Source organism: Pseudodesulfovibrio cashew (assembly GCF_009762795.1).
GTDB lineage: Bacteria > Desulfobacterota > Desulfovibrionia > Desulfovibrionales > Desulfovibrionaceae > Pseudodesulfovibrio > Pseudodesulfovibrio cashew.
On the sequence record NZ_CP046400.1, the window covers coordinates 3,215,434 to 3,241,564 of the forward strand.

Annotated in this window: 24 protein-coding genes and 2 tRNA genes; 12 read left to right on the top strand and 14 right to left on the bottom strand. The window is 56.0% G+C overall.

Annotation, left to right across the window (positions count from 1 at the left end):
• Positions 1–2: 2 nt before the first annotated feature.
• Positions 3–782 (bottom strand): hypothetical protein, encoded by a 780-nt coding sequence (locus GM415_RS14695; RefSeq protein ID WP_158949486.1) that lies wholly within the window; start codon positions 780–782, stop codon positions 3–5.
• Between the two features lie 124 nt (positions 783–906).
• On the opposite strand from GM415_RS14695, the gene sucD reads away from it, so the two are divergent.
• Positions 907–2,985, top strand: a complete 2,079-nt coding sequence (gene sucD / locus GM415_RS14700; RefSeq protein ID WP_158949488.1) for a succinate--CoA ligase subunit alpha — start codon at positions 907–909, stop codon at positions 2,983–2,985.
• Between the two features lie 12 nt (positions 2,986–2,997).
• Positions 2,998–4,053: a glycosyltransferase family 4 protein gene (locus tag GM415_RS14705; protein ID WP_158949490.1), complete on the top strand. Its 1,056-nt coding sequence runs from the start codon at positions 2,998–3,000 to the stop codon at positions 4,051–4,053.
• A gap of 4 nt (positions 4,054–4,057) precedes the next feature.
• Here the strand turns inward: GM415_RS14705 and GM415_RS14710 are convergent, their stop codons facing one another.
• The 4 genes from GM415_RS14710 to GM415_RS14725 all read right to left on the bottom strand — a co-directional run bounded on the left by GM415_RS14710 (position 4,058) and on the right by GM415_RS14725 (position 7,208).
• Positions 4,058–4,513, bottom strand: a complete 456-nt coding sequence (locus GM415_RS14710; RefSeq protein WP_158949492.1) for a metal-dependent hydrolase — start codon at positions 4,511–4,513, stop codon at positions 4,058–4,060.
• A gap of 13 nt (positions 4,514–4,526) precedes the next feature.
• On the bottom strand, positions 4,527–5,114 hold the full coding sequence (locus GM415_RS14715; RefSeq protein WP_158950963.1) for a TetR/AcrR family transcriptional regulator: 588 nt from the start codon (positions 5,112–5,114) through the stop codon (positions 4,527–4,529).
• Between the two features lie 154 nt (positions 5,115–5,268).
• Positions 5,269–6,429, bottom strand: coding sequence for a SufB/SufD family protein (locus tag GM415_RS14720; protein ID WP_158949494.1), 1,161 nt, complete (start codon positions 6,427–6,429; stop codon positions 5,269–5,271).
• A gap of 20 nt (positions 6,430–6,449) precedes the next feature.
• Positions 6,450–7,208 carry an ABC transporter ATP-binding protein gene (locus tag GM415_RS14725; protein WP_158949496.1) on the bottom strand — a complete coding sequence of 253 codons (759 nt, stop codon included), beginning with the start codon at positions 7,206–7,208 and terminating at the stop codon, positions 6,450–6,452.
• A 163-nt stretch (positions 7,209–7,371) separates the two neighbouring features.
• On the opposite strand from GM415_RS14725, the gene GM415_RS14730 reads away from it, so the two are divergent.
• Positions 7,372–8,100 (top strand): Smr/MutS family protein, encoded by a 729-nt coding sequence (locus GM415_RS14730; RefSeq protein ID WP_158949498.1) that lies wholly within the window; start codon positions 7,372–7,374, stop codon positions 8,098–8,100.
• A 78-nt stretch (positions 8,101–8,178) separates the two neighbouring features.
• On the opposite strand, the gene GM415_RS14735 is transcribed toward GM415_RS14730, so the two are convergent.
• Positions 8,179–8,724 (bottom strand): chemotaxis protein CheW, encoded by a 546-nt coding sequence (locus GM415_RS14735; protein WP_158949500.1) that lies wholly within the window; start codon positions 8,722–8,724, stop codon positions 8,179–8,181.
• A 283-nt stretch (positions 8,725–9,007) separates the two neighbouring features.
• Here GM415_RS14735 and GM415_RS14740 point away from each other — a divergent pair.
• Both GM415_RS14740 and GM415_RS14745 read left to right on the top strand, forming a co-directional pair.
• Positions 9,008–9,084: transfer RNA gene (locus tag GM415_RS14740), tRNA-Pro, on the top strand.
• A 67-nt stretch (positions 9,085–9,151) separates the two neighbouring features.
• Positions 9,152–9,227 (top strand) — tRNA-Thr (locus tag GM415_RS14745).
• 76 nt (positions 9,228–9,303) lie between these two features.
• On the opposite strand, the gene GM415_RS14750 is transcribed toward GM415_RS14745, so the two are convergent.
• The 3 genes from GM415_RS14750 to GM415_RS14760 all read right to left on the bottom strand — a co-directional run bounded on the left by GM415_RS14750 (position 9,304) and on the right by GM415_RS14760 (position 13,262).
• Entirely contained in the window at positions 9,304–11,802 is a 2,499-nt protein-coding gene (locus GM415_RS14750) for a Lon protease family protein (RefSeq protein WP_158949502.1), read from the bottom strand.
• A 13-nt stretch (positions 11,803–11,815) separates the two neighbouring features.
• Positions 11,816–12,232 (bottom strand): Hsp20/alpha crystallin family protein, encoded by a 417-nt coding sequence (locus GM415_RS14755; RefSeq protein ID WP_158949504.1) that lies wholly within the window; start codon positions 12,230–12,232, stop codon positions 11,816–11,818.
• 190 nt (positions 12,233–12,422) lie between these two features.
• Positions 12,423–13,262 carry a flagellin gene (locus GM415_RS14760; RefSeq protein WP_158949506.1) on the bottom strand — a complete coding sequence of 280 codons (840 nt, stop codon included), beginning with the start codon at positions 13,260–13,262 and terminating at the stop codon, positions 12,423–12,425.
• Between the two features lie 163 nt (positions 13,263–13,425).
• Between GM415_RS14760 and GM415_RS14765 the strand changes: the two genes are divergently transcribed.
• Positions 13,426–14,454 carry a glycosyltransferase family protein gene (locus GM415_RS14765; RefSeq protein ID WP_158949508.1) on the top strand — a complete coding sequence of 343 codons (1,029 nt, stop codon included), beginning with the start codon at positions 13,426–13,428 and terminating at the stop codon, positions 14,452–14,454.
• A gap of 53 nt (positions 14,455–14,507) precedes the next feature.
• Here GM415_RS14765 and ilvN read toward each other — a convergent pair whose 3' ends face one another.
• Entirely contained in the window at positions 14,508–14,786 is a 279-nt protein-coding gene (ilvN, locus tag GM415_RS14770) for an acetolactate synthase small subunit (protein WP_158949510.1), read from the bottom strand.
• On the bottom strand, positions 14,779–16,455 hold the full coding sequence (gene ilvB, locus GM415_RS14775; RefSeq protein ID WP_158949512.1) for an acetolactate synthase large subunit: 1,677 nt from the start codon (positions 16,453–16,455) through the stop codon (positions 14,779–14,781). The genes ilvN and ilvB overlap by 8 nt, the downstream gene beginning before the upstream one ends.
• Before the next feature lie 344 nt (positions 16,456–16,799).
• Here ilvB and GM415_RS14780 point away from each other — a divergent pair, with 344 nt between their 5' ends.
• Positions 16,800–17,399, top strand: a complete 600-nt coding sequence (locus tag GM415_RS14780) for an NAD(P)H-dependent oxidoreductase (RefSeq protein ID WP_158949514.1) — start codon at positions 16,800–16,802, stop codon at positions 17,397–17,399.
• A 205-nt stretch (positions 17,400–17,604) separates the two neighbouring features.
• Here the strand turns inward: GM415_RS14780 and GM415_RS14785 are convergent, their stop codons facing one another.
• Together GM415_RS14785 and GM415_RS14790 are read right to left on the bottom strand one after the other, a co-directional pair.
• The gene (locus tag GM415_RS14785) at positions 17,605–17,787 is read right to left on the bottom strand and encodes a hypothetical protein (RefSeq protein WP_158949516.1); all 183 of its coding nucleotides are present in this window, start codon (positions 17,785–17,787) and stop codon (positions 17,605–17,607) included.
• Between the two features lie 33 nt (positions 17,788–17,820).
• Positions 17,821–19,965: an EAL domain-containing response regulator gene (locus tag GM415_RS14790; RefSeq protein WP_158949518.1), complete on the bottom strand. Its 2,145-nt coding sequence runs from the start codon at positions 19,963–19,965 to the stop codon at positions 17,821–17,823.
• A 173-nt stretch (positions 19,966–20,138) separates the two neighbouring features.
• Between GM415_RS14790 and GM415_RS14795 the strand changes: the two genes are divergently transcribed.
• The 5 genes from GM415_RS14795 (at position 20,139) to epsC (ending at position 24,477) form a co-directional block, all read left to right on the top strand.
• A complete protein-coding gene (locus tag GM415_RS14795) occupies positions 20,139–20,399 on the top strand; it encodes a DUF493 family protein (protein ID WP_158949520.1) in 261 nt (86 codons plus the stop codon).
• A 175-nt stretch (positions 20,400–20,574) separates the two neighbouring features.
• Positions 20,575–21,426, top strand: coding sequence for a Fe-S cluster assembly protein NifU (nifU, locus tag GM415_RS14800; protein ID WP_158949522.1), 852 nt, complete (start codon positions 20,575–20,577; stop codon positions 21,424–21,426).
• A gap of 1 nt (position 21,427) precedes the next feature.
• Positions 21,428–22,624 carry a cysteine desulfurase NifS gene (gene nifS / locus GM415_RS14805; protein ID WP_158949524.1) on the top strand — a complete coding sequence of 399 codons (1,197 nt, stop codon included), beginning with the start codon at positions 21,428–21,430 and terminating at the stop codon, positions 22,622–22,624.
• A gap of 2 nt (positions 22,625–22,626) precedes the next feature.
• The gene (gene cysK / locus GM415_RS14810; protein WP_158949526.1) at positions 22,627–23,547 is read left to right on the top strand and encodes a cysteine synthase A; all 921 of its coding nucleotides are present in this window, start codon (positions 22,627–22,629) and stop codon (positions 23,545–23,547) included.
• Between the two features lie 9 nt (positions 23,548–23,556).
• Complete coding sequence (epsC, locus tag GM415_RS14815; protein WP_158949528.1) at positions 23,557–24,477, top strand: serine O-acetyltransferase EpsC; 921 nt, start codon at positions 23,557–23,559, stop codon at positions 24,475–24,477.
• A gap of 82 nt (positions 24,478–24,559) precedes the next feature.
• Here the strand turns inward: epsC and GM415_RS14820 are convergent, their stop codons facing one another.
• Entirely contained in the window at positions 24,560–25,861 is a 1,302-nt protein-coding gene (locus tag GM415_RS14820; RefSeq protein ID WP_242012264.1) for a methyl-accepting chemotaxis protein, read from the bottom strand.
• Between the last annotated feature and the right edge of the window lie 270 nt (positions 25,862–26,131).

Sequence of the window (26,131 nt, forward strand, 5' to 3'; positions counted from 1 at the left end):
CGTCATTCGCTCCCAACAAGCATACGCTGTAGTACGGACCGAACCTCGTCAACTCTGCCGGGAAACATCTGCCAGCAAAAATCGCGTATCGCAGGCTTCACCTCGGCAAGACGGGGAAGGTCCTGCACGACCGGCAAACCCAACCCATCGAAATCCAATGGTTTGAATTTTAGATCCTCGTCCAGGCTGCATTCATCCAGACGGCAGGATTCACCGATGAAAAGTTCCTTTTCAGCCAATTCCGGGTCCATGGCCTTGACGTAGCGCAGGGTCTCACTGGGTGACATGACCCGATTGACTTGGTCGACTTTTTCATTGATGTGCTCTGCCAAAGCCTTGAGGCGGATATAATGCACGGTGAGGCGCTTGCGCCCCGTCTGATCGGGATCGGGATAGTATCGACCATTCAGATATTCGTCCGCGATCTTCTGAAATCTTTCATAAGCCATGCAAACACACCGTTCATAACGCCCGCGTACGGTCAGGGCGAACGGTATCGATTCAAGAAAAGGCACGACCTCTCCTTCCGGAAAAGGAATACATGAGGGAAGGATATCCAGAGCAATGTAGAAATTCCGTGCGGTAGTGCGGTCCAATAGAAGCGCATGCAGACGGGCCGCTGCCAGGGAGAGTTTGGGACCGATCTTGCGGAAGTCCTCCACCATCAGCTGAAAGCCCTCGATCATGTTGTCCAAGTCCTTTCTATGCCCGAAGTAGGACTCGGCCATATCCGCGACCACATCCTGCTGCAATTGATCGGCGAAATCCTTCAAATCAGACATGGGAACTCCTGGCGGATTTATCCATAATGTCTTAATGTACCTCCGATTCTTTTTAACGGCAACAACAGCGCGCCGGAACTTCAAGTCCGGCAGGAATCCGACACCCCAACCCCATGAGCGAGTCATGCTGCTGAACGAACATAAGAGCAAACTACTATTCTCCAAAGCCAACATCCCCGTTCCTCCCGGCATCGAAATACATCCAGGCGATGAGGACAGTGCTCGGCCAGACTTTCCCTTGCCCTGGTTCCTGAAATCTCAGGTGCTCACCGGCGGTCGAGGCAAGGCGGGCGGCATCCAGCGGGTGGTCAACGCTGCAGAACTGGGGCCTGTCGCCAGAAAGCTGTTTGCTTTGAAAATCAATAGGAACGAAGTGCCCTTCATCCGCGTGGAGCCGGCTGCAGACATCCGGCACGAATTCTACCTCTCCCTAACCGTCTCCCGTGAACGCCGATGCATCCTGCTCACTGCCGGACGGAGCGGAGGAATTGAAATCGAAAACCTCGGCAGGGACAATCTGTTGATACAGGAAATCCATCTTCCCAACGGACTGGCTGCGCATCAGGTCCGGGCGGCGTTCTTCCACATGGGACTAGAAAAGGAGTACTTCAAGCCCTTTGCAGAGCTACTGCAAAACCTTTTTGCCGCCATGCTCGATTCCGGCCTGCTTCTGGCGGAAATCAATCCGCTTGTCATCACCAACCAGGGTACTCTTCTCGCCCTGGACGGCAAGGTGGAAATCGACGACAACTATGCCGAGATCCACCCAGAGGCAGAAGCATATTATCAGCCCGAACACGCGACCCAAGAGGAAAACGCAGCCCGCGAAGCAGGCCTTTCCTTCGTCAAGCTGCCGGGCTGGGTGGGACTCATGGTCAATGGAGCCGGCCTGGCCATGGCCACCATGGACCTGCTCAACTTTTCCGGCCTTCCCGCCGCCAATTTCCTCGACTTAGGAGGAGCCGCCGACCAGCAGCGGATGCGCACGGCCATGGACCTGCTCTTTGGTGACGACAAGGCAAAAGCCATCTTCATAAATCTTTTCGGCGGGATACTCTCATGTGAGAAGGTGGCCCGGGCACTGGAGGGAGCGCTGGGCGGCGAAGCACCGCCCAAACCCGTAGTGGTCCGCATGGCAGGCAAGGACGCTGAAGGAGGACTGGCTGTTCTCAAGGAACTTGACGTGGCCAATGTCCATGTGGCGAAAGATATGCAATCAGCCATTTCCATCCTCGACACCCTCAAACCGGCCACGGCCGCAGCAATCGAATTCCCGGTACCGGAATTACCCAAACCCTGTAGCAGACCGGCCAAGACAGGCTATCGATCCGATCAAACATTCGGCATTGACCGGGATACACCGGTCCTTGTCCAGGGCATAACGGGCAAGATCGGCCAGCTCCATACACAATTGATGCTGGAATACGGAACCAACATCGTGGCCGGCGTCACTCCGTTCAAGGGCGGCATGAAGACGCTCGGCATCCCGGTTTACAACTCCATCGCCGAGGCCAAACGGAATCATGACATCGGCGTCTCCATCATTTTCGTACCACCGCCCATGGCCGCAGACGCAATCCTTGAAGCCGCGGCCAATGAAATTCCTTGGGCAGCCTGCATAACCGAGGGCATCCCGCAGCATGATATGTTAGCCGCTTTAAAACAGGCCGAAAACTCCCCAACGCGAATAGTCGGCCCGAACACACCGGGAATCATCATCCCGGAACAGACGAAGATAGGCATCCTCCCGGCCTCGCCATTCACACCCGGGCCGGTCGCGATCCTCTCCCGTAGCGGGACCCTGACATACGAGGTGGCGGCCCGGTTGAGCGCCGCCGGAATCGGCCAATCCATATGCGTAGGGATCGGCGGAGACCCGTTCATAGGCACGAGTTTCGCTGACCTGTTTGAAATGATTCGCAATCACAATAAAACACGGGCCGTGGTCGTTCTCGGTGAAATCGGTGGACAGGCCGAAGAGAATCTGGCTGAATACGTCGCGGCGACCGGCTTCGACAAACCGGTCATCTCATTCATCGCCGGTCAGACAGCCCCTCCTGGCAAACGGCTAGGCCATGCCGGAGCCATTCTCGAAAATGGAGGGGGCATCGACCACAAGCTGGCAACCATGCGCAAAGCGGGTTTCATCCTTTGCCCCAGCCTTGAAGACATGGCCGCGATAACACGCGACGCATTGAATTAACTGGATTCTCAATTGAAGATACTGCTTCTGGACTTAGGAAAAAAACTTCGTGGCGGACAGCGCCAGGTCTATTATCTGGCCCGTCGACTGCACCGAACGCCCGGCTTTGACCCTCTCGTGGCCCTGCCGGGCAAAGCGCCATTGCGTGCCCTGCTTGAAGAAGAAGGCATACCGCATATAGCGCTGCCCTCTGCAAGCGACCTGAACCCGCTGAATATTTTCAGTTTTTTTCGAATCGTTGCCACCCAGCAGCCGGACATCATCCACACTAACGACGCCAAAGGCGCTACCCTCGCCGCTCTCGCCAAGGGCTGGCTGGGTGAGTTCAAACTGGTGCACAGCAGGCGAGTATCCTATCCCCTCAAGGCTCGCTCCAGAAAAAAATACATGGCTGGCGACGCCCTGGTGGCGGTCAGCCGGGAAATTCAGGAAGTCCTGGTGGAAGGCGGCATTCCAAAAGAACGGACGTCCACCATTCACAGCGGCATCGACGTGGAGCGCTATACCACGGAAAAACGCCACGGCCCTCTGCTGACCATCGGTGCAGTGGGAGCCCTGAGCTCTCAGAAAGGATTCGAGGTCCTCATCGATGCACTGGCCATCCTCCGCGATGAGGAATGCATACCGGACTGGCAGTGCCTGATAGCTGGCGACGGACCGCTCCTGCAACAACTCAAAGACAGGGCTGACCAGCAGGGAATCTCCCGCTCCATCCTCTTTCTCGGCTACAGGGACAGCCGCGAGGTACTGCCGGAAATCGATATTCTCACCGTGCCTTCGGTGGATGGCGAGGGGTCCAACGGCGTGATCAAGGAGGGCTGGGCGTCAGGCACGCCGGTGATCTCCTCCGATCTCCCCTCCAACCTGGAATTGGTCACTCACGAACACGACGGCCTGGTATTCGGCAATCGCGACGCCCGGGAACTGGCGGCTTGCATCGTCCGCCTGGCCTCGGATCCGGCACTCGCCGGACAGTTGGCTGCAAACGGCTCGGAAACCGTGGCCCGTTTCACGGACAAGGTCATGGCCGATAAGTACATGGCCCTCTACAGCAGCCTGCTTTCCTGAATCATTACCGAAACTCGCCGTCCAGCAGGAGATGGGAGAAGTATCCCGTGGCAAATGCCACATAATAGGGAACAAAAATATTAGCTTGGGGAAACCCGAGCATGGCAGCCGGGACAAGCAGTATGGGCAAGGGCACCACCAGCATGGCCCACCATGTGTGGGTCCATCCTCGGTGTGATCCGATGGCGGGCAACATGGCAAAAAGCCCCAACCATGCCGACCAGATATACTGTTTTTGAATGATCAACCCGAGATCAACCATGGCGAAAACGGAATAATAGAGATTCTGGCCCTTGGAATCAGTGTCTACATCAGGGAAAAGAGCCCCCAACAAGCAAAAACCGATCAGACCGGCTGCGGTCAGAGGATCGAAGACAAACCATCCGAGCAACACCGCGCCGACCAACCCCATGACGGCGAAGAACAGTCCCCCCAGCAGATGTCCCTGATATCCAGGCATACTTCAAAAACGATCAGGAATTGAGCGAAGCGGAAGACCCGACACTCCGCAGAACGAAATCGCAAGCCTCGTCATACAGTCCGTGGACGTCATAGGGAGTCAAAAAACGTGTGCGGACCGCGCCGACGATATTGCCGTAGACCATGAAGGCTGTCTGCGTGACGGGCAGGTCTACAATGGATCCGTCCTCTATGCCACTTCTCAATATTTCTTCAATTATATCAATCAACTGCCTAAACTTGGCACCAATCTTCTTACGGTCTAGATCGGGATTGTCATCACTGAAAGGAGAACAACGAATCAGTGTGGGAAAAGTCTTCTCATTGCTAACGGTGAAATCCAGGTATGCCCTGACAAAGGTCCCCATGGCCTCGTAGCCATTGCGACAATCGGCTATTTTGTCCCGCAAAACCATGATCATGGTGTCCACCAACTCGCTTCCCGCGACCATGAACAGGTTCTCCTTACTGTCAAAATAGTGAAAAACCAAACCAGACGCCACGTTGGCCTGTTCGGCGACCATCTTCATAGTGGTGCCGGCATAACCATACCGGGCAAAAAGCTCCTGGGCGGCAATCAGTATTTTTTCCTTTTTCGACAGGGACAACGGCATTCTCCTTGCGGACTGTTTCTACGTAACCAATTTGCTTAATACGGGCATCAGGATACTTCAAGCCCTATTTCTCTATCAGTAAATGGACAAAAAAAGACGGAGCCCGAAAGCTCCGCCCGTTAACTTCACATGATAGGGTCGGTTACATGGCATCAGAGGACTGCAACTCCTCAATCTGGCGATCAATGGCTACCTGGAGCTTCTCAGGCAATCCCATGATGTCGGTATTGAGGAAGCCGCGCACGATGGTTGAGGTCGCTTCGTCCTCGTCCATGCCGCGCGCCATGAGATATTCAATCTCTTCCTGAGCGATCTTGCCGACCGAGGCCTCATGAGACAACTCCACGCCTTCGAGGGTGCCGTCCAGTTCGGGGATGGCCCAGATGCGGCCTTCGCCGAGGATGAGCCCCTGACATTCCAGGTGCCCCTTGCTCGGGACATGGTGGGCGCCGATGTGACCCCGGTTGATGATGGTCCCACCGGTGGAGATGGTCCGGGCGATGATCTCACATCGCGTGTTGGGCGCATCCATGATTACGCGATTGCCCATGTCGAGATGGGAGCCCTCGGTGGCCACGATAACGGAATTGAACCTTGCTACGGAGTTTTCCCCGGCCATGGTGATGCTCGGGTACATCTGAAGGTCCTTGACGGGCTTCATCAGTACGTAGTTGGAGAGGAACTTGCCCCCTTCCTTGACCACCCCGGCGGAGCGCGGACGCACAGCCACGTCCTCGCCCCAGTTGTGCACCATGGTGAAGGTGAGGGAGGCGTCCTTCTCGACGAAAAACTCGGAGATACCGAGATGCGCCCCGGCCTTGGTGCCGTGTGCCACGGAACAGCCGGTAATGATGTGCGCCTCGGCACCTTCCTCGATGATCACGAGGTTATGGACGTTCTGGCCCACGTTCTCGGACTTGAGCATGAGACAGGACTGGATCGGGTCCTTGATCTTGGCCCCGGCCTTGACGCGAATGAAATAGCCACCGTGAAGATTATCGTAGGCGGAACGGGTATACTCGTCCTTGTCCTTGTCCACGAGCGTCCAGAGGTACTCGGTGAGGCCGTCGTACTTCTCGATGGCCTCTTTGATGTCCATGATCTCGACATTCTCGTCCATGGACTTACAATGCACCGAAGACTGGTCCATCTGCAGGTATGTGGCGGAACGGGTGGAAAGGTCGGAAACCACGCCCGCCATGAGGAGTTGGTCCTTGTCCTCCTGGGACAAGGCCGTAAGGTCGGTCAGGGCATCCTGCTTCAGGCCATCAAATTTGAAATCGGAAAGATCAACGTTACTCATAGGTTACTCCATGCATGTGACTAATTCATGCAGCGCACGCACTCTTGATAGCCGTGCTCGCGGATGTGATCGAGGATATCGCGGGGACGCCCTTCGCAGCAGAGATGTCCGTTAAACAGGACCTGACCGCGGTCGGCGTTGACGTAATCCAGAATATATCCCGTGTGGGTGATGATGAGCCCGGAGGTGTTGATGCGCTCTTTGCGCTCCTTGAGACTCAAATCCATATTTGCATGATAGTTGCCATCAAGCACATGGCGGGCGACCTTGCCCACAAGCTGCATATTTTCCATGTCCACGCCTGATTCGGGCTCATCAAAGAGCACCAGGTCCGGCTGCTGGGCCATGAGCTGGAGCAGCTCGGAACGCTTGATTTCACCGCCGGAGAAGCCCGCGTTGATATCACGATCGAGGAAGTCGGTCATGTTGACGATCTCGGCCAAAGCGTCCGGGTTGACCGACCCTTTTCGGGCGCACATTTGCACCAGGTGGCGGGTACGCAGGCCATGAATGGTCGGCGGGCGCTGGAATGACATGCCGATGCCCAGCCTGGCGCGCTCATACATGGGGGCTGAGGTAATGTCCTCACCCTTGAAGGTAATACGGCCTTGGGTAATATCGTAACCGGCAAAGCCCATCAAGGTCATGAGCAGAGAGGTCTTGCCGGAACCGTTTGGCCCGAAAAGAATGAATGTTTCGCCCTCGTTGATCTGGAGATTGATCCCCTTAAGGACGGTCTTATCGCCGATGTTGACATGCAAGTCTTCAATGGTCAGCATGTGTTTCCTCACTTTGGATCTTGGTGCAAACAGGGCTCTTACTGAAGCCTGTCTTGGAAGTCCAGAAAATCATGGAGGATGGACTCCCTGGCCGAACAAACAGCCAAGCGTGTAAGTAAGCATTCCCAAGCCAAACGCAACAGGCGAATTAAGGATAAAAGATATGGGCAAGAAAAAAAGGATACAAAACCTGAGCCAGCTCAAGGACCTGAAGCTGAAAAAAGACAAGGACGACGCCTACACCCTACCCTACGAGAAAAAGGCCCGACCCGATGCAGCGGAAACCGAGCGGAACGAACCAGCTGACGAAGAACTATTCATGGCGGCCATGCATGGAGTCAAAAACCTCGAAGGCGGCGGACGCCAGGTTACCCCGGCCCAGCAGCCCGCCGCGACGGCCCTTAGCGTCGACCCCGAGGAAAGAGCCAGAAACGACCTGCAACGCTTCCTGCGAGGCGAGGTCGAGTTCGAATTGGAGTACACCGAAGAGTACATGTACGGATACGTCCGAGGGCTCGACATCAAGACATTTCAACAGCTCAAGGCAGGAGCTCTGAGCGTGGAGGCCCATCTGGACCTGCACGGGATGACATCTGTCCAGGCAAGGGACAGTCTGCACTTCTTCATCAGGGAATCCTACATGCAGGGACACCGTTGCGTCCTGGTGGTTACGGGTCGGGGACACAACTCCCCCGGCGGCCAGTCGGTGCTCCGGCGCGAGACCGAAGGCTGGCTGACACGCGATCCGCTCAAACGGGTGGTGCTGGCCTTTTGCACGGCCCAGGCCAAGGACGGCGGGGCCGGGGCAATCTATGTCCTGCTCCGGAAGCAGAAAAAAACCCAGGGAAAGATCACCTGGGACAAGATGGCAAACTGGGATGAGATGCCCTGACAAACATGAATGCAATACCATTGAAAAGGCCTCCATCCCCTGCGGGACGGAGGCCTATTTATGGCTTCTGTAAACGAGTTACAGGGTGATGACGGCTGCGGACGCGTCCTCGGCGGGCATCTGCTCGGCTCCACCGCCCAGTCCGGCCATTTCCTTGGCCATGGCCAGCTCATCGGCAGAGAAGATCTTGTTGATGTCGATGATGATGATGAACTGCTCGTTCTGGCGGCCCATACCCTTGATGTATTCCGCATTGATGGCGGCACCCATCTTCGGGGCAGGCTCGATGGTATCCGGCGTCATTTCGAAGACCTCGCGAACGGAATCGACCAGTGCGCCCATCACGGTGAATTCGCCGTCGAATTCAATCTCTACGATGATGATACAGGTGTCCACCGTATCCTCGCCCTTGGACATGCCGAGCTTGAGCCGCATGTCCACGACGGGGACCGCATGGCCGCGCAGGTTGATGACCCCGCGCATGAACTCGGGGGTACGCGGAATTTTGGTGATGGAAGTCAATTCCAGAACTTCACGGACCGTTCCGATGTCCAGAGCGAAGATTTCCTTGCCAAGGGTGAAAGTCAAAAATTGATTGATATCTTTCAACACATCATCAGTCATAATACTTCCCCCGCTTCATTGAGGATTTCTTTTTTTTGCGAACACGGACACGTCTACTTGATGCCGGAATATGCCGTTCACTCATTCCGTGTTTATTAACTATAGGGTAACGCCACAAAAAACTATTATAAACTTACTCTAATTTGAATAATACCCAGTGCTCCCCACCCCTGAAAAGGGTGAGTGGTGACCATGCAACCACTTCAAAAAACACCAAGTTGAATTTTTTTCTCAAAAAACGATTGACAATAATCCCGCTCACAGATAGTTACTCACCTCGCGTCGGGATGTAGCGCAGCTTGGGAGCGCACTTGAATGGGGTTCAAGGGGTCGGAGGTTCAAATCCTCTCATCCCGACCAAACGAAGAAGTACCCCGGCGAGCCGATGAAAAACTCGGCTTGCCATTTCTTCGAAAACAGACCAAACGCTGCTGTAGCTCAATCGGTAGAGCGCATCCTTGGTAAGGATGAGGTAGGCGGTTCAATCCCGCCCAGCAGCTCCATATATCGAAAACGCCGTTCCTCTGGGAACGGCGTTTTTATTTTGGCACTTCAGGAAGCTACTCCCCGAAGCAAGCGTTACTTTTTCTTGGCCGGAGCCTTCTTTTTCGCTGAAGCCTTCTTTTTCCCATTCTCGTCTTCCTTTCCGAAGGCGATCAGTTGATCGGCAAGACTCCTGAGCTTGTCATCCACAAGTGCATTAATGGAATTCTTGGGATATTTCCCGGTCTTTCCGCGAACTCCCGCCTTTGCACCAGTCAATATCTCGATGCCTTCATCGATGCTCTCCACAGCCCAAATGTGGAACTTGCCCTCGCGGACAGCCTCGACCACTTCGTCACGCAACATCAGGTCCTTGACGTTGGGTTTCGGAATCATCACGCCCTGCCTGCCGGTCAGTCCGGCATGCTTGCAGCAGAGATAGAACCCTTCGATCTTCTGGTTCACCCCGCCTATGGGCTGTACCTCGCCATACTGGTTGACGGACCCGGTGACGGCCACGTCCTGACGGAGTGGCTTGCCCGACAGGCTCGACAACAGCGCGTACAGCTCGGTAGAAGACGCCGAATCGCCGTCTATGCCGCCGTACGACTGCTCGAAGGCAATGCTGGCCGCAAGCGACAACGGCTTGTCCTGCGCGAACCTGCTCCTCAGGAACCCGGAAAGAATAAGCATCCCCTTGTTGTGCGTGGGGCCGGACATGTCCGCCTCACGCTCGATGTTTATTATTCCTTCCTTCCCGAGCGAAGTGACGGCGGTTATGCGAGCGGGTTTGCCAAATGCGTAATCCCCCATCGAATAGACGGCCAGACCATTGACCTGACCAACGACTTCGCCATCCGTATCGACGAACAGGCTGCCGCGGTCGATCATCTCCTGAATCCGCTCCTCCACCTGGTTGGAGCGATAGCGCTTGGCCTCGACCGCCTCCTTGACGTGCTCGTCACCTACTGTCCCGGCCCCGCTCCGCGAAGCAAAGTAATCGGCCTCGCTCAACAAATCGGCCATGGCCGGAAATGACGTAGAGATCTTTTCCTGCCGTCCTGCCCAGCGGACCGCTTCTTCCATCACAGCGGAAACTCCGCTCACGTCGAACGGCTTCAAGTCGTGTTTTTCCACCTCGGCCTTGATGAACCTGGCCACCTGCAAAACGGAGTCCTCTGTCAGATCCATGCTCGATTCGTAGTCGGCGCGTACCTTGAATATTTTCGGCACGTCCTCGTCATAATGGCGGAGCATGGCATACAGGTAGGGGCTGCCTAAAACCACCACCTTGACCTGCATGGCAATAGGCTCGGGCTTCAACCCGGTGGCACTGATAAAATAGTACGGGTCGAAGGTTTCGATCTCAATCTTCTCGGTCTTGAGCGAACGCTTGAGGGTCTGCCACACTCCGGGCTCGAAAATGGCGTCCATCAAATTGATGACAAGGTATCCGCCATTGGCCTTGACGAACGACCCGGCCTTGATCTTGGTGTAATCGGTATGCCAGCCGCCTGAGCGGTCCTGCACCCTTTCGATGCTGCCAAACAGATTGCGATAGGTGGGATACGACTCGACAATGACCGGCGGCCCTTCCAGCTCGGTATTATCCACAAGCAGATTGACTTGATAGGGCTGAAACACCATTTCCGGCGAAGGCCCCGCGAACAACATGCCCGGGATGGGCCCCTGCTTGGGGGGACCGCCCAGAGCCTTGATGTTGTCCAGATCATCAGCCATGTTCTCCAACACGCTATCCAGGTACTTCAAAACCTTTTCGTCAGGATACGCCTCCCGAAGAGGCTTGATGAAATCCTGAGCCAAGGCCGTGAACATGAGGCGATCAACCTCTTCGTGCTTTTTGCGGACTTCCTTCTGCAAGTCCTTGAGTTCCTGCACGATGGTGTCGATTTCCTCCTTGAGCTCAAGGCGCTTGTCACGCAAGCGCTCGAATTCGTCCTTGGGGAAACGCCCGTTCCCGACCATCTCCTCCAGTTCGATCATACGCTTTGGCTCACCATCAACCAGCGGCAGGACGTCGGGGCGCTGAATCGGCCCCATCTGCATGCGGACGACCACCAAACCGGTGTCCTTAACCTGATCCTCGATAGCCTTGTAAAAACTCAGAATCTTCTTTTCATGGGCCTCGGCGATCTCATTTTTCCTGGCGATGTACGCCTCGCTCTCGAAAAGCTGGGGGGCCTCGCGCTTCACCGCATCCAGAAATGTCTGCACATCCTTTTTAAACCGGCTCCCTTCACCGTATTTGAAACGCAGCAGAATAGGTGCTTCTGGATGCTTGAAGTTGTTAACGTAACAGAGGTCGTTCGGTGTCTCGTTCTTGTTTGCCATCTCGCTGAGGAGTTTCCGAACGGATGATAGCCGCCCGGTTCCCGGCTGGCCGGTCACAAAGATATTGTACCCTTTCTTGATCATCCCCATACCGAAACGAAAGGCCTCGACACCCCGCTGCTGACCGATGATCTCGGTCTGCGGCTCAAGGTCGTCGGTGGTCTCGAACCCTACCGTCTTGAAATCAAGCTTCCACTTCAAGTCTTCAACAGGAACTTCTGTAGGCATTTTAGCGGTGGGCATAGGCGGGCTCCCTCTATCTCCTGATTATTTTGACAAGCTGGCCGATCTGGGTCGGACATTTGGGAAGGCGCACCTCTAGGACGCCATTCTTGAACTCCGCATTGACGTCCTTGGGCTGGACAATGCAGGGCAACCTAATCTCCTTACGAAAAACATGATTCTCGATACGGCTCCCGTTCTGAGCCGTACTGTTCACGGAAATGATCAATCGGCGCTCGAAAACGGAAACGTCCACGTTGTCCGGGTTGATATTTCCCAGTTCCAGCCTGACCACCAGGGCATTCCCCTCTTCCCGGAGATCGAGGTCGCCAGCCATACGGCAAAACATGGCCGGCAAATCGAAATCAACGCACAGGTCGTCGAACAACCGATCCATCTCCTTGCGCATGCGGGATATTTCATCCCGACTCCAACGCTTCAAATCAGCCATGGTCTCAATCTCCTTACTCTGGCTGTCACCGATCAAAATGAAATGGTTTACTAATATCTTGATATCATAATGCAGGAATCAACGACAAGGGGCTTGTCGATAAACGACAAGCCCCTTCCTGTATTCTCTTGAGGCCCTTTTAGAGAAAAGGCCGAATTCACTGCTCGTTGATAAGGAGAAACCCAACTGATCAGCCGTCTGTATCGATGATTGTCCCGGTGTTTCTAACGATTAGGTCCGCCAACAATTTTTCCAGGGAGTAATCGGGGTCGGAGGGCTTGCGCATCTGTGCGGCGTTATCCAGCAGCTGCGCCTGGCTCTCAAGCTGCAACTGTTGACTGACAAGCGAGTCCTCCTTGGAATCGTAAATGTCCGCGATGGAGCTGGCCCACTGCTTGAGGTTGTCCACATAGCTTTTCTGCGTAGCCAGGGAGCCGTCCAGGGCCGCGCCGCTGAGATCCGCCCAGTCCACGGAGCCGGAACCGGAGTCCACGGCGTTAAAATTGATGTTGAAGCCATCGCCCTCGTTGGACTGGATGTGGACCTCGCCTGTCGAGGTTATCTGCTCGGTTCCCCACTGGCTGCTGTCCAACACATATATTCCGTTGTAATCCGTGGAAGAAATGAGGCCAGTAATCTTGTCGCGAAGGTCGTCAAAGTCACCCTGCACCACAGAACTGGTGGCATCCAGAGTGCCTGCCTCGATATCGGCGATCATATCCTCCATCTCCTCCAGAGTATCCACGATAGTAGCCATGGAACTGCTGGCGATGCCCATCATGGACGCGGCCTCGCCCACGTTGCGGCTCGCCTGGCGGGTGGATTGGGCGTCGGACCGGAGAGTTCCGCTGATGGCCTCTTCAAAGGGGTTGGTGAAAGTCTGCGCGCGAACGGGTTCCCCCAATACCAATGAACGCAGATCCTGCCCCACCTTGGAGGACGCAAACAACTGATTCGTCAGCATATCCTGCTGAAGCAGTTGCTGCGAATAATCATAGAGCAGACTCTTTTCCAAATCGGTCAGTGCCATGGCATTCTCCGGGAGGCAGTCGTGCCTTCCCGTCTTTTTTATCGGCGCATGAGGAAAATTCTTTAGGGCCGTCGCACATTTTTTCTTTCACGTGACAAGAGCACCCACTTGCCTCTCCCCTCCCAATTCGTGTATCAATAGCTGAAATCCAAAGGGGTTATCCTTGCGTATACTCAACCTGGACGGACACTATTTCGTGAACGCGTTCCGCAAGCTCGGCCATGAGGTTCTCTGGCTAGGCCCGTTCTCCGGTTGTGACCTCCAGCTAACGCACACGCTCTCCCTGTCCGACCTCCTGAACGTGCTCGCCCAGCGGGACTTCCGCCCCGAACTGATTGTCTGGGCGGACATATGCAGGCCGCCATCCGTGCTCGGTTTCGAGAATCTGCCCGCCATCACCATCGGCTACTCCATCGATCAGTATTGCAACCCATGGCACACCCCGTTCAGTGCAGCCTTCGACGTCATGATGCTGGCCCAGAAGGACTACCTGCCTGGGTTCAGGGAGGCCAATATCGGCAACGACCTGCAATGGCAGCCACTGTTCTGCAATCCGCTCAAGGACAAGGACCTTGGCCTGGAGCGGGACATCCCGGCCTCCTTCGTAGGGACCGTAACCGGGTCCATCAACCGAGAGCGCAAAATATTTCTCGATCATTTCAAGCGCGTCTATCCTCTCTTCGTAACCCAGGGAAACTACGTGCCCGTCTACAACCGCAGCAGAATAGTGCTCAATCAGAGTGCGGCCGGGGAACTTAACTTCCGCATTTTCGAAGCCATGGCCTGCGGCGCGGCCATGCTGACGGAGGATACGAGCAACGGGCTGCGCGAAATGTTCATTGAGGGCGAAGACATTCTGCTCTACCCGCGGGGCAACCCGGCGGCAGCCGCGGAAATCGCCAGAACAGCTCTGGCCGACCCGGAAAGGCTGGCACGAATAGCAGCGCAAGGTAGAAGAAAAGTTCTGTCCACCCACTCCTCGACCGTCAGGGCCAGACACATCCTAAACTGCGCGAAAGACGTCGCCGCATCAGGCCCGACCTGGAGACGGCGTCACCCTGAAACGGCGCGAAAGACCCTGGGAAACGCCTACCTCATGCTGGCGCTGGACACGGAGTTTGGCCTCACTCTCGAACAACGGGAATTCTACGCCGCAATCGGCCAGAAGATGATCAACCAATCCAAAAGATGAGGGCCGGGCACATGCCCGGCCCCAACTGAGAGGAGAGGATTGACGAAAAACGCCTATTGGACGAATTCCGTCATTTTCGAAAAGACCTCGTGCCCGTTGTCATGGCGCTCGACTTCCAGCACGTCCTCCAGTTTGTCTACCTGCTTGACCATTTGGTCCAGATTGGATTCCTTGTTTACAAGGAGCCAGATCTTGCTTGTCGTGCCCCCGTTGACCGGCATGCAGGCGATGCCTTCCACATTGTAGGCGCGGCGCGCGAACAGGCCGCAGATATGGGACATGACGCCCGGATGATTATTCACCCTGAGTTCGAGAACGGTCTGCTTACACATTGGCTTCACCTCCGATCATTTCACAATTGGCGGCTCCGGGAGGAACCATTGGATACACGGGTTCATCGGGACTGATCGGCACATGGATGAAGGCAGGCCCAGGCGTAGCCATGGCTTCCGCCAACAGGGCAGCCGGATCTTCGCACTGCTCGAAATCATAGGTAGCGATACCGAATCCCTCGGCAATCTTTACGAAATCCACCCTGCGCGCATAGTCGGAAGCATAATAGCGCTTGCCGTAGAACAGATCCTGCTGCTGGCGGACCAGCCCCAGCGCGTTGTTGTTGGTCAGGATGATCTTGATATTGACGTTGTTTTCCATAGCCGTGGCCAGATCCTGAATGTTCATCATTATCGAACCGTCGCCGGTGAAACAGAGTACGGTCTTATCCGGTGCGGCCAAGGCAGCGCCTATGGCCGCGGGCATACCAAAGCCCATGGTGCCGAGTCCGCCGGAAGTGAGCCACTGGCGGGGCTGCTCAAAAGGATAAACCTGGGCGGTGCGCATCTGGTGCTGTCCCACATCAGTGGCCACGATGGCGTCATTGCCCGCCAATTCAGCGGCCCGAAGGATCACGCCATAGGGAGACGCAGGATTATCGGCATCGGGCACGATCATGGGACACGCTGCCTTCAACGAAGCGACTCGCTCCATCCAGTCGGCCCTGGCCTGCCGGTCAACCAACGGGAGCAACATATTCAGGATATCCGCAATGTCGCCGGTAACCGAGGCCGTGGCGGTCTTGATCTTGTCCAGTTCGCTCGGGTCAATGTCGATATGCACGATCTTGGCGTTGGGACAAAACTCCGCGACCTTACCGGTGGCTCTGTCGTCGAAACGGACACCGGCAGCGATGAGCAGGTCGCATTCCTCCATGGCCATGTTGGTATAGCGGGCGCCGTGCATACCGAGCATTCCGAGGTTGAGTGGGTGATCGTGAGGCAGGATGCCCAGGCCCATGAGAGTCAGAACCGTGGGGATATTCCCCTTTTCCGCAAGAGCCAGAACATCGCCGGAGGTGCCGGATTGAATGACACCGCCGCCCAAGTACAGGAGAGGCTTCTCCGCCGCGTTGATCATGGCGGCGGCGCGCTCCACTTCTGCCGGGATAAGCTCCGGGCCGGGATCACGACGGCCCGGCGCTGGCCATTCATCGAACTCCAGAATGGCGGTCTGGACGTCCTTGGGCACGTCAATAACCACAGGGCCGGGACGCCCGGAGGCAGCGAGACGAAAGGCGTTGGGGATGACGTGCAGCAGTTCCTCCACGGAACGGACAAGATAGTTGTGCTTGGTGATGGGCACGCTCAGGCCGTATGTATCGACCTCCTGGAAGGCGTCCGTGCCGATCATGGAGAGCGGAACCTGGCCGGTGATGCAGATAACAGGGATGGAGTCGAGCTTGGCGTCGGCGATGGCGGTCAGGGTATTGGTCGCACCTGGTCCGGAAGTAGCGAAGAACACGGCGGGCTGGCCGCTGACCCGGGCCATGCCCTGGGCGATAAATCCGGCACCCTGCTCATGCCGGGTCAAAATGTGCTTGATCTTTTCACTCTGGCCGAGCGCGTCGTACATGGGCAGGTTCGCGCCGCCGGGGATACCGGCGATAGTCGTAATCCCCTGTCTCTCCAATAATTTGACAATGATTTCCGCACCGCTGAATTTCATGTGAAGCCTCCTGCGTCCCGCCTCGCCGCCGGGAATGAAAAAACCCCCGCCGGTTGCACCGGCGGGGGTTATTAAGTCTTGTAAATACTCTACAATCCCACTAGGGTGCGTCCTTGTCGACATCACCTACTACTACCTCTACTACTACGGATACGCCGTTCTCTAGGAGAACGCCGGAAAGAGTGGGATTAATGTCGAAAGTACGCATAATTCAGATAAACCTTTTCGTTATGTTGCTTCTTGATTATGCAGAACACATCAGAACGTCAAGCACAAATTTCAAAATTTCGATATCCACTAGCCAACTAATAAGCCCTCATCCACACCCTGCACCTGGAGAGACAATGACTATCCTCATCATCCTGGCCCACCCAAACGAAACCAGCTTCAACCATGCCATCGCGGATAGAGCGCACAAAACCCTGTCAGCCAATGGCCATACTGTCATTTTCCACGATCTGTACAAGGAAAAATTCGAGCCAGCACTGCCGGGTGAGGAAATTCAGCGTGACGTGACGCTACCTGAGGAGATCGCCCGCCATTGCAGCGAGGCTGCGGAGGCCGATGGCATCATCGTGGTTCACCCCAACTGGTGGGGCATGCCTCCCGCCCTGCTAACGGGCTGGGTGGATCGGGTAATGCGTCCAGGTCTCGCCTATGAATTTGTTGAAGGCGATGATGGGGAAGGCGTGCCGGTGGGGCTGCTTAAGGCGAAAAAAGCCATGGTCTTCAATACGTCCAATACGTATGAAGAACGCGAGAATCGGGTTTTCGGCGATCCGCTGGAACGGATATGGCGGGATTGCGTCTTTGATCTTTGCGGAGTGAAGGAAACCACACGCAAAGTGTTTCGGGTCATCGTTACCAGCACGCAGGAAGAACGCGAAGCGTGGCTACACGAAGTGGAGCAGAGCATAACCACCCTCTTCCCGACCGAGCCTTGATCACCTGCAGCCATTGCATGACCGCTATGGGCTAGAACCGGTCTACAACCAACCAGAAAGCGACAGCTCCGACCGCAAGCCGAACCACATGCCCCACGTTGAAATGGTATCCCCAGTCAATGGAAAACATAGCGACGACTGCGAGTACGAATCCGGCCAAAATACACTTACGCCAAATGTTGAGTCTGAATAAATTCATCTGGCTCTATAACCCTCTGAAAACATTGGATACGGCCAAGATCACAAAACCGGTCGAAACCAACCAGAAGGGACGGACCAAATTTTCCAATGCAGGGACGGACATGACATCCATCTGAATGAGGATGCCGAGAAGGCCGATGATGACGCCAACGACCCAGGTGATCACTTGCGGTGCGCTCAAGTTCATGTTGGGGAATTCTCCGTTTCAGGGCTTGAGTGATTAGTCCAAGATAGTCAACAACTCCACTGCCTCCGCCTTGGGAAGCGGCTTGGAGTAGAGATAGCCCTGACCGTAATCGCATTGCAAGGAATAAAGCAGGTCCCGTTGCCGCTCGGTCTCAATCCCTTCGGCCACCACGCGCAGGCGCAGGCTATGAGCCATGTTGATGATGGCGCGCACAATTTCGATGTTCTCGGGAGATTCTTCCATGCGCCGAACAAAACTCAGGTCCACCTTGAGCTGGTCCAGAGGGAACTTCTGCAGGTAACTCATGGATGAGTATCCGGTGCCGAAATCGTCAATTGCCAGCTTTATACCCAATGACTTCAGGCTATTAAGCCTATTAGTCGACTCCACTGCGTCTCCCATAACGACCGTTTCCGTAATCTCCAACTTAAGCATGCCGGGAGGCAGGCCGGTCCGACTCAGGATAGTCTCCACATCGTGCACCAGGGAGGCCTCGGCAAACTGCTTGGCAGAAATGTTTACGGCGATATTCAGCTCATCCACACTGGGATGTTCCTCCCGCCACAGGTTGAGCGTTTCGCAGGCGTCCTCCAAAATTCTCGCGCCAAGCGGCACAATAAGCCCTGTTTCCTCGGCGACGGGTATAAATTCACCCGGAGAGACTAGGCCGCGCTCTGGATGGTTCCAACGCGCCAACACCTCGAATCCATAAAGCCTTCCGTCCGAAAGATTGACGATTGGCTGGAAAAAGGCCTCGAATTCACCGTTATCCAAAGCCCGCTTCAGATCCGCCTCCACGGCGACCACGTTGACCAGGCCAACCCGCATCTTGGGATTGTACTCGAGGCAGCGATTCTTGCCTCCCCCTTTGGCCTTGAACATGGCCAACTGGGCGTTGCGCAACAGTTGCTCCCGATCGGCATTCCCGTTTCGGGACGTATCCAGTCCGAAACTGGCCGCAACAGGAAACTCCATTCCGTCAATTCCGATTGGCGTGTTGAAAGACCGGCGAATACGCTGTACCAGGCTGCGCACGTCCTCCTTCCGTTCGAAATCCTCGAACAGGATGACGAACTCGTCCCCACCGAACCGGGCCACTGTATCAGCGAGCCCTAATTGCTGCTTGAGACGAACGCCCACATTGACCAGCACCTTGTCTCCCACGATGTGCCCATAATGGTCGTTGATGGCCTGGAACCTGTCCAAGTTGATATACAGCACGCCAAAGACGTGCCCCTTGCCCACCGCCCGTTCCAAGGCCCGATCCATACGATCCAGGAACAAAGCCCTGTTGGGGAGACCGGTCAGGGGGTCATGGAGGGAACTGTGCCGCAACTGGGCTTCCATCCGCTTGCTGCTGGTCACGTCCCGAATACTGGTTCGCAACCCGAGCGGTCTTCCATCCTCTTCTATGAGATGCTTTACCATCGAAACCCAACGGACTTTGGCGCTCCTATGGTTGATCCGAAACTCCAAGCCCTCCTCGTCTCCGGATGTGCTGTCCTGCATGTAATTGTTCCAGGCAAGCAGGTCATCATGATGGATGATACGCTCGAACAGGGCCGGTTCGTTCAAGAACCTTTCCGGAGGGTATCCGCTGATCCGTTCACATGACGGGGACACGTATATGGGCACCCCATCCGGGTCGATCCAGCTTTCCCAGTCGTAGTTGTAATCCGCCACCATTCTATATCGCTGCTCCGACTGCTGGAGTGCAGCGCGAGAGGCTTCCAATTCTTCGATGGTGTGCTCCAACCGCCGGGTTGTTTCCTCCAGCCCCCGCCTTTTGCGGTGCAATTCCGAAAAAGTCCCGATCTTGCTTCTCAGGACCTCCGGCTCAACCGGCTTGAAGAGATAATCGACCGCGCCAAGACCATACCCGCGGAAGACATGCCGTTGTTCCTTGCTGATGGCGGTAATGAAAATTATAGGCAGCCGCTTCGTCTGCTCCATGGAACGAAGCCGTTCCGCCAACTCGAATCCGTCCATGCCGGGCATCATGACATCGAGCAACGCAACGGCGAAGTCATGATTCTCGACCTCCCGCAATGCGGCTTTACCCGAATCGGCCAAGACGAGGTTGAGTTCCCGTTCGCGAAGAATACCCTCAATCAACTTGAGGTTGATGCGTTCGTCATCGACGACAAGTATGTCGATTGATTCATTGTGTATGGACATATCGGTTTTCATGACTATTGCTTTTTTACATGATTTCTAAAAGTCATAGCAAAAATATCGTTAAAGATAATTTATAATCTTCTACTATTTCATAAAAAAACGAAAAGCCCGACTGCAGCAAATTTGACAAATCGAAAATGCGCAGCTAGACCCCACCCCGAAAAGGAGCAACCATGCCTCACAAAAACGCCCGGTTCAAGCAGGCGCTGGACGGACACCACCAGTGGCCCTGCCCCTACGTCTTCAAATTCATCGTGCCCAACGAAAGCCTCGAAGCCCTCTTGGCCCTCTTCCCAGGTGAAGAGGTCACCACCCGCCCTTCCAAAAGTGGAAAGTACATCAGTGCAACCTTGGAATCCCACATGTGCTCCAGTAAGGCTGTAATGGATGTCTATGAAAAAGTATCCGTTATTCCAGGGATAATGGCTTTATAGTCCAGACCCTCTCCGACTTCGCGCCCCGAAATCAGACTTCAACGGTATGAAATATACCCTTTCCGCCTTTACACGGCTGGTATGCATACTTATCTATTCGTGATAGAAAGACAGAGTACGAAGTATTTGTACGACAACCTACCGAATTGACGGAAAACATATTTCAGGAGAGCCTATGTGGGAATACACTGATAAAGTCAAAGATCATTTTCTGAACCCCCGCAACGTTGGACAAATCGAAGACGCCGACGGTGTTGGCGAAGTAGGTTCCTTGGCTTGCGGTGACGCGCTGACCCTGTACATCAAGGTAAAGGACAACGTCATCACCGACGCCAAGTTCCAGACTTTCGGCTGCGCCAGCGCCATCGCTTCCAGCTCCGCTCTTACCGAGTTGCTGGTGGGAAAGACCGTTGAAGAAGCCGAACAAATCACCAACAAGGACATTGCCGACTATCTTGGCGGATTGCCGCGCGAGAAGATGCACTGCTCTGTCATGGGCCAGGAAGCCCTTGAGCAGGCCATCAAGAACATGCGTGGAGAGGCTCCGCCCCGTGCAGAGCACGAACACGAAGGCGAACTGATCTGCGAGTGCTTCGGGGTTTATGACGAAGAAATCCTGCGTGCCATCAAGGAAAACGACCTCAAGACCGTCGAAGACATCACCAACTTCACCAAGGCCGGCGGCGGATGCGGCAAATGCATCGACGACCTGGAGCGGCTCCTGGCCGAAGCCCGGGGCGAAGGCGTCTGCGAAACGCCCGGCGAAACCCCGGACTACCCGGCCAAGGGCATGACCAACATCGAACGCATGCACCTCATCGGTTCGGTTATCAACGAGGAGGTCCGCCCCATGCTCCAGGCCGACGGCGGAGACGTCATGCTGGTGGACATTGATCGCAAGCTCGTCACTGTCAAGCTTATGGGCATGTGCACCAACTGCCCGTCCAGCAAGCTGACCCTGACCAACGTGGTCGAAAACAAGCTCAGGGAAAAGGTCGACCCCCAAATCAAGGTCCGGGAGGCGTAGCATGAACACGATCTATATGGACAACAACGCCACCACCCAGGTGGACCCGGCGGTCTTCGAGGAGATGCAGCCGTATTTCACGGAACTCTACGGAAACCCCTCATCCATGCACCGCTTCGGCGGACAGGTGGGGCAGAAACTCAAAGAGGCTCGTGAGCGGGTGGCCACACTGCTCAACTGCGATCCGGCAGAGATCATCTTTACCTCCTGCGGCTCGGAGTCCGACAACACGGCAATCCGTTCGGCTCTCAAGGCGCAGCCGGAAAAACGACGCATCGTAACCACCCGTGTGGAACACCCCGCCGTGCTCAGCCTGTGCAAATACCTCGAGAAAAAAGAGGGATACACCGTCACCTATCTTGGCACCGATGAACACGGTCGACTGGACATGGATGAATACAAAGCCGCGGTTACCCCCGACACAGCCATCGTTTCCATCATGTGGGCCAACAACGAGACAGGCAATATCCACCCCATTGAGGAGATGGCGAAAATCGCCAAGGATAAAGGCGTGATCTTCCACACCGACGCGGTTCAGGCCGTGGGAAAGGTCCCCATCGACCTCGAGGCTATGCCCATCGACATGCTCTCCCTGTCAGGGCACAAACTGCATGCACCCAAGGGCGTGGGAGCCCTGTTCGTACGAAAGCGCCTGCCCTTCCGCCCCTTCCTCATCGGCGGACACCAGGAAGGTAGCCGTCGCGCGGGCACTGAAAACACCACGGGCATCATTGCCCTTGGCAAGGCCTGCCAGCTCGCCCAGGAGAACATGGAGGAGGAAAATACCCGAGTCAGGACTCTCCGTGACAAACTGGAGAAAGGCATCCTTACCACCATCCCGGACTCCATTCTCAATGGGGACAAGGACAACCGGCTGCCAAACACCGCGAACATCTCCTTCGGTTACGTGGAGGGCGAGGCCATTCTGCTCATGATGGACCAACTCGGTATCTGTGCCAGTTCCGGCTCGGCGTGCACGTCGGGCTCACTGGAGCCCTCCCATGTGCTTCGCGCCATGGGGGTGCCCTTCACCTTCGCCCACGGCTCCATCCGCTTCAGCCTCAGCCGCTTCAACACCGAGGAAGAGGTCGATTTCGTCCTGGGCGCACTGCCCAAGATCATCGAGAACCTGCGCAAACTCTCGCCCTTCTCCGCGGACAAGGAAGCGCCAGCCTGCGCCAAGAGCTTTTCGGAGTAGCCATGAACATTGCCGGCGACATTACGGAACTCGTGGGGCGAACCCCCATGGTCAGATTGAACAAACTCTCCGAAGGGCTTGAAGCCACCTTGGTGGCCAAGCTGGAATTCAACAACCCGTGCGGTTCAATCAAAGACCGCATCGGCAAGAACATGATTGAGACCGCCCTGGCCGCCGGTCGTATCAACCAGGACACACTCCTGGTGGAGCCCACGAGCGGCAACACCGGCATTGGCCTGGCCTTTGTCTGCGCGGCAAAGGGCCTCAGGCTCATACTGACCATGCCGGAGTCCATGTCCATAGAGCGGCGTAAGCTGCTCAAAGGGCTTGGCGCAGAACTTGTGCTCACCTCGGCGGACCAGGGCATGAAGGGGGCCATCGCCAAGGCCGAGGAAATCCTAGCCGAACACGAAGACGCTTTCATGCCCATGCAGTTTGAGAACGAGGCCAACCCGGAAGCCCATCGCAAGACTACCGCCCTTGAAATATGGGAAGATACGGACGGCAAAGTGGACGCCTTTGTCGCAGGCGTTGGCACGGGCGGCACCATCACCGGCGTGGGCGAGGTCCTCAAGAAAAAGAACCCCGCCGTCAAGGTGGTGGCCGTGGAACCGGATGCCTCCCCCGTGCTCTCCGGCGGAAAACCTGGCCCGCACACCATCCAGGGTATTGGCGCGGGCTTCGTACCCAAGGCCTTGAACACTGAAATCTACGACGAAGTCATCCGAATCAAGGGAGATGATGCCGTGGAAACCGCCAAGAAACTTCTGCGTCAAGAGGGCATCCTGTGTGGCATCTCCTCCGGAGCCAATTGCGCAGCCGCTCTGGAATTGGCCAACCGTTCCGAGTACAAGGGGAAAATGATCGTCTTCGTGGTCTGTGACACCGGCGAACGCTATCTCAGCACCCCGCTTTTCGAGTAAGGATTTGTCATGACCGAACAAGAGTATTCCCTGGCCGACGTCGTGGCCCTGCTGGTGGAATCCGGCGACTCCGGCCCTGCGTCCCACCGCTACTCCGAAGACGCGCCCATGCCCTCCGTGGAGATGCTCTCAGAGATTGTCGAGGCCCTGCGAACAGTGCTCTTCCCGGGCTATTTCGGGCCTTCGGAAGTAACCCCGGACACCATGCCCTATTACATAGGCTCCACCCTGGATAGCGTCGAGCGCAAACTGGCGGACCAGATAAACCGTGGCTACTGTTTCGTCTGTGACAAGACATCCACAGAACGCTGCAAGGACTGTCGGACCCGTTCCCGCGAGATGGCCCGCCGCTTCATCGGCAAGCTGCCCGCCATCCGTGAGCTGCTGCTCACCGACGTGGAAGCGGCCTACGACGGCGACCCCGCGGCGAAGACTCACGGAGAAACCATCTTCTGCTACCCGTCCATCCGGGCCATGACCAACCATCGCATCGCCCACGAGCTGTACGAACTCAAGGTGGACATCATCCCGCGCATCATTGGCGAAATGGCGCACTCCGATACGGGTATCGACATCCACCCCGGAGCGACCATCGGCAAGTCGTTTTTCATGGACCACGGCACCGGCACCGTCATCGGCGAGACCTGTATTATCGGCGACAACGTCCGCGTCTACCAGGGCGTAACCTTGGGAGCCAAAAGCTTTCCTAAAGGAGAGGACGAACGGCTCATCAAAGGGCTGCCCCGCCATCCACTGGTGGAGGACGACGTCATCGTCTATGCGGGTGCGACCATCCTGGGCCGCGTGACCATAGGCAAGGGCGCTGTCATCGGCGGTAACGTCTGGATCACCCGCGACGTGCCCGCAGGCTCCCAAATAGTACAGTCCCGGAGCATGAAACAGTCCTTTGTGGATGGTGCCGGCATTTAAGCCCAGTTCACCCCAATGCTAACAAAAAGGGAAGGCGGAATGATTCCGCCTTCCCTTTTACGTTTATATGAGAACAAAAGGATCAGCCTGCGACCCGAACGTCGGCGGCGATGACGCCCCGCACCTGGCCTGCGGCATCCAAAAAGGGACCGGATACGGTGATGCAACTCTCGCCCGAGGCGGAGGAAACATAAACGTCCGAGACGTTGAAGGTCTTGGTGTTCATGACTTCGGAGAACCACGGCCGTTCACTCCAATTCGTGCCAACGGCCGATGAATCCTCGTTGAAATCGGTAACTTTGCCCCCCATGTTACTGACGGTCTGTTTACCCTTATCATCAGTGATGTAGAGAAGTTCCAGGAAATCGTTCTCACGGAGTACGCGCCGCATGACCTTCTCCTGTCGCTCGCGATTCTGGGACTGGATGTCCGGCGACGATGCCATCTTTGTAATGACATTCTGCACAGTCCCGTTGCCCACCAAGCGGAAGACGCCAGTCATGACCGCCAACTCCTCCACCTGCTCGGCCAGTTTGGCCACTGATTGCGTGGCTTCGAGCATGCCTTCGTCCGTTGCGCGGGAAATTGCGTGTACTTCGCTAATGGTCCGGGTTACCTCCTCGCTGGCCACGGACTGCTGGGATGCGGCTGAGGCGATGGACTGAATACGGTCCGCGCTGGTCCCTGCTATGGTCACGATCTCGTCCAGGGCCTGCCCGGACTGCTGCGCCAGCGACGCGGCCTCGTCCGCCAGGCCGGTCATCTCCTGCACACCCTTCACGGTCAGCGAGACCTGTTCCTGAATACCGTCGATGGCCACTCCCACGTCCCGGGTAGCGTCCATGGTCTTTTCTGCCAACTTGCGCACCTCGTCCGCGACAACGGCAAAACCGCGCCCGGCTTCGCCTGCTCGAGCCGCTTCGATGGCGGCGTTAAGGGCCAGCAGGTTGGTCTGATCCGCGATGTCGTTGATGACGCCCATGATTTTGCCTACACCTTCGGCCTGGGCTCCCAACCCGGTCACGCGTTCAGCCAGGGATTGCGAATTCCCGGATACAGAACTGATGGAATCCAGGGTCCGGGTCACGACCTCTGCACCGCTGCGGGCGTACTCGCGGGTCTGACCGGCATCCTCAGCAGCAGCCTCGGCATTGATTGCGGCTTCGCTCACAGCGGCGTTCATCTGCTCCATGGCGGAGACCGCACCTGAGATAAACTGCTGCTGATCCGCAGCGCCGGACTGGGCCCGATCCGTGGACTCGCCCAATCGGTTTGCCTCATCCCGGATTCCCTGCACCGCCGCTTCCAGGGTATGGGCGGCGGAAAGCAACCCGTGGCAACGAGCGGCTTCTCCCTGTTTCCTAGCCTGATCCGCTTGATTCAATGCGTCCCGAGCCTTTGACTCAGCTGCGGAAGCGACACTTTCGTTATCCGCAATAGTTTTTTCTAACTTGGCAATGAAACTGACAATTTGGTTCACTCCGCTTGCGGCTCCGCCAAATTTGTCAACTTCAACACCGTTCCGATCTTTACTCCCCGACTCCTGTGTCAAACGAATCAGTGAATCAGACAACAGACTCAATTTATTTGAGTAAAATGTCCTGACCAAAAGGACGGCGACGATTAGCGCAACGACGGCAATGACAGACACCGC

What these genes read in the sequence shown, in the direction of transcription:
- GM415_RS14695 (WP_158949486.1), bottom strand. Translation starts at nt 782, where the DNA reads ATGTCTGATTTGAAGGATTTCGCCGATCAATTGCAGCAGGATGTGGTC.
- sucD (WP_158949488.1), top strand. Translation starts at nt 907, where the DNA reads ATGCTGCTGAACGAACATAAGAGCAAACTACTATTCTCCAAAGCCAAC.
- GM415_RS14710 (WP_158949492.1), bottom strand. Translation starts at nt 4,513, where the DNA reads ATGCCTGGATATCAGGGACATCTGCTGGGGGGACTGTTCTTCGCCGTC.
- GM415_RS14720 (WP_158949494.1), bottom strand. Translation starts at nt 6,429, where the DNA reads ATGAGTAACGTTGATCTTTCCGATTTCAAATTTGATGGCCTGAAGCAG.
- GM415_RS14725 (WP_158949496.1), bottom strand. Translation starts at nt 7,208, where the DNA reads ATGCTGACCATTGAAGACTTGCATGTCAACATCGGCGATAAGACCGTC.
- GM415_RS14730 (WP_158949498.1), top strand. Translation starts at nt 7,372, where the DNA reads ATGGGCAAGAAAAAAAGGATACAAAACCTGAGCCAGCTCAAGGACCTG.
- GM415_RS14735 (WP_158949500.1), bottom strand. Translation starts at nt 8,724, where the DNA reads ATGACTGATGATGTGTTGAAAGATATCAATCAATTTTTGACTTTCACC.
- GM415_RS14750 (WP_158949502.1), bottom strand. Translation starts at nt 11,802, where the DNA reads ATGCCCACCGCTAAAATGCCTACAGAAGTTCCTGTTGAAGACTTGAAG.
- GM415_RS14755 (WP_158949504.1), bottom strand. Translation starts at nt 12,232, where the DNA reads ATGGCTGATTTGAAGCGTTGGAGTCGGGATGAAATATCCCGCATGCGC.
- GM415_RS14760 (WP_158949506.1), bottom strand. Translation starts at nt 13,262, where the DNA reads ATGGCACTGACCGATTTGGAAAAGAGTCTGCTCTATGATTATTCGCAG.
- ilvN (WP_158949510.1), bottom strand. Translation starts at nt 14,786, where the DNA reads ATGTGTAAGCAGACCGTTCTCGAACTCAGGGTGAATAATCATCCGGGC.
- ilvB (WP_158949512.1), bottom strand. Translation starts at nt 16,455, where the DNA reads ATGAAATTCAGCGGTGCGGAAATCATTGTCAAATTATTGGAGAGACAG.
- GM415_RS14780 (WP_158949514.1), top strand. Translation starts at nt 16,800, where the DNA reads ATGACTATCCTCATCATCCTGGCCCACCCAAACGAAACCAGCTTCAAC.
- GM415_RS14785 (WP_158949516.1), bottom strand. Translation starts at nt 17,787, where the DNA reads ATGAACTTGAGCGCACCGCAAGTGATCACCTGGGTCGTTGGCGTCATC.
- GM415_RS14790 (WP_158949518.1), bottom strand. Translation starts at nt 19,965, where the DNA reads ATGTCCATACACAATGAATCAATCGACATACTTGTCGTCGATGACGAA.
- GM415_RS14795 (WP_158949520.1), top strand. Translation starts at nt 20,139, where the DNA reads ATGCCTCACAAAAACGCCCGGTTCAAGCAGGCGCTGGACGGACACCAC.
- nifU (WP_158949522.1), top strand. Translation starts at nt 20,575, where the DNA reads ATGTGGGAATACACTGATAAAGTCAAAGATCATTTTCTGAACCCCCGC.
- nifS (WP_158949524.1), top strand. Translation starts at nt 21,428, where the DNA reads ATGAACACGATCTATATGGACAACAACGCCACCACCCAGGTGGACCCG.
- cysK (WP_158949526.1), top strand. Translation starts at nt 22,627, where the DNA reads ATGAACATTGCCGGCGACATTACGGAACTCGTGGGGCGAACCCCCATG.
- epsC (WP_158949528.1), top strand. Translation starts at nt 23,557, where the DNA reads ATGACCGAACAAGAGTATTCCCTGGCCGACGTCGTGGCCCTGCTGGTG.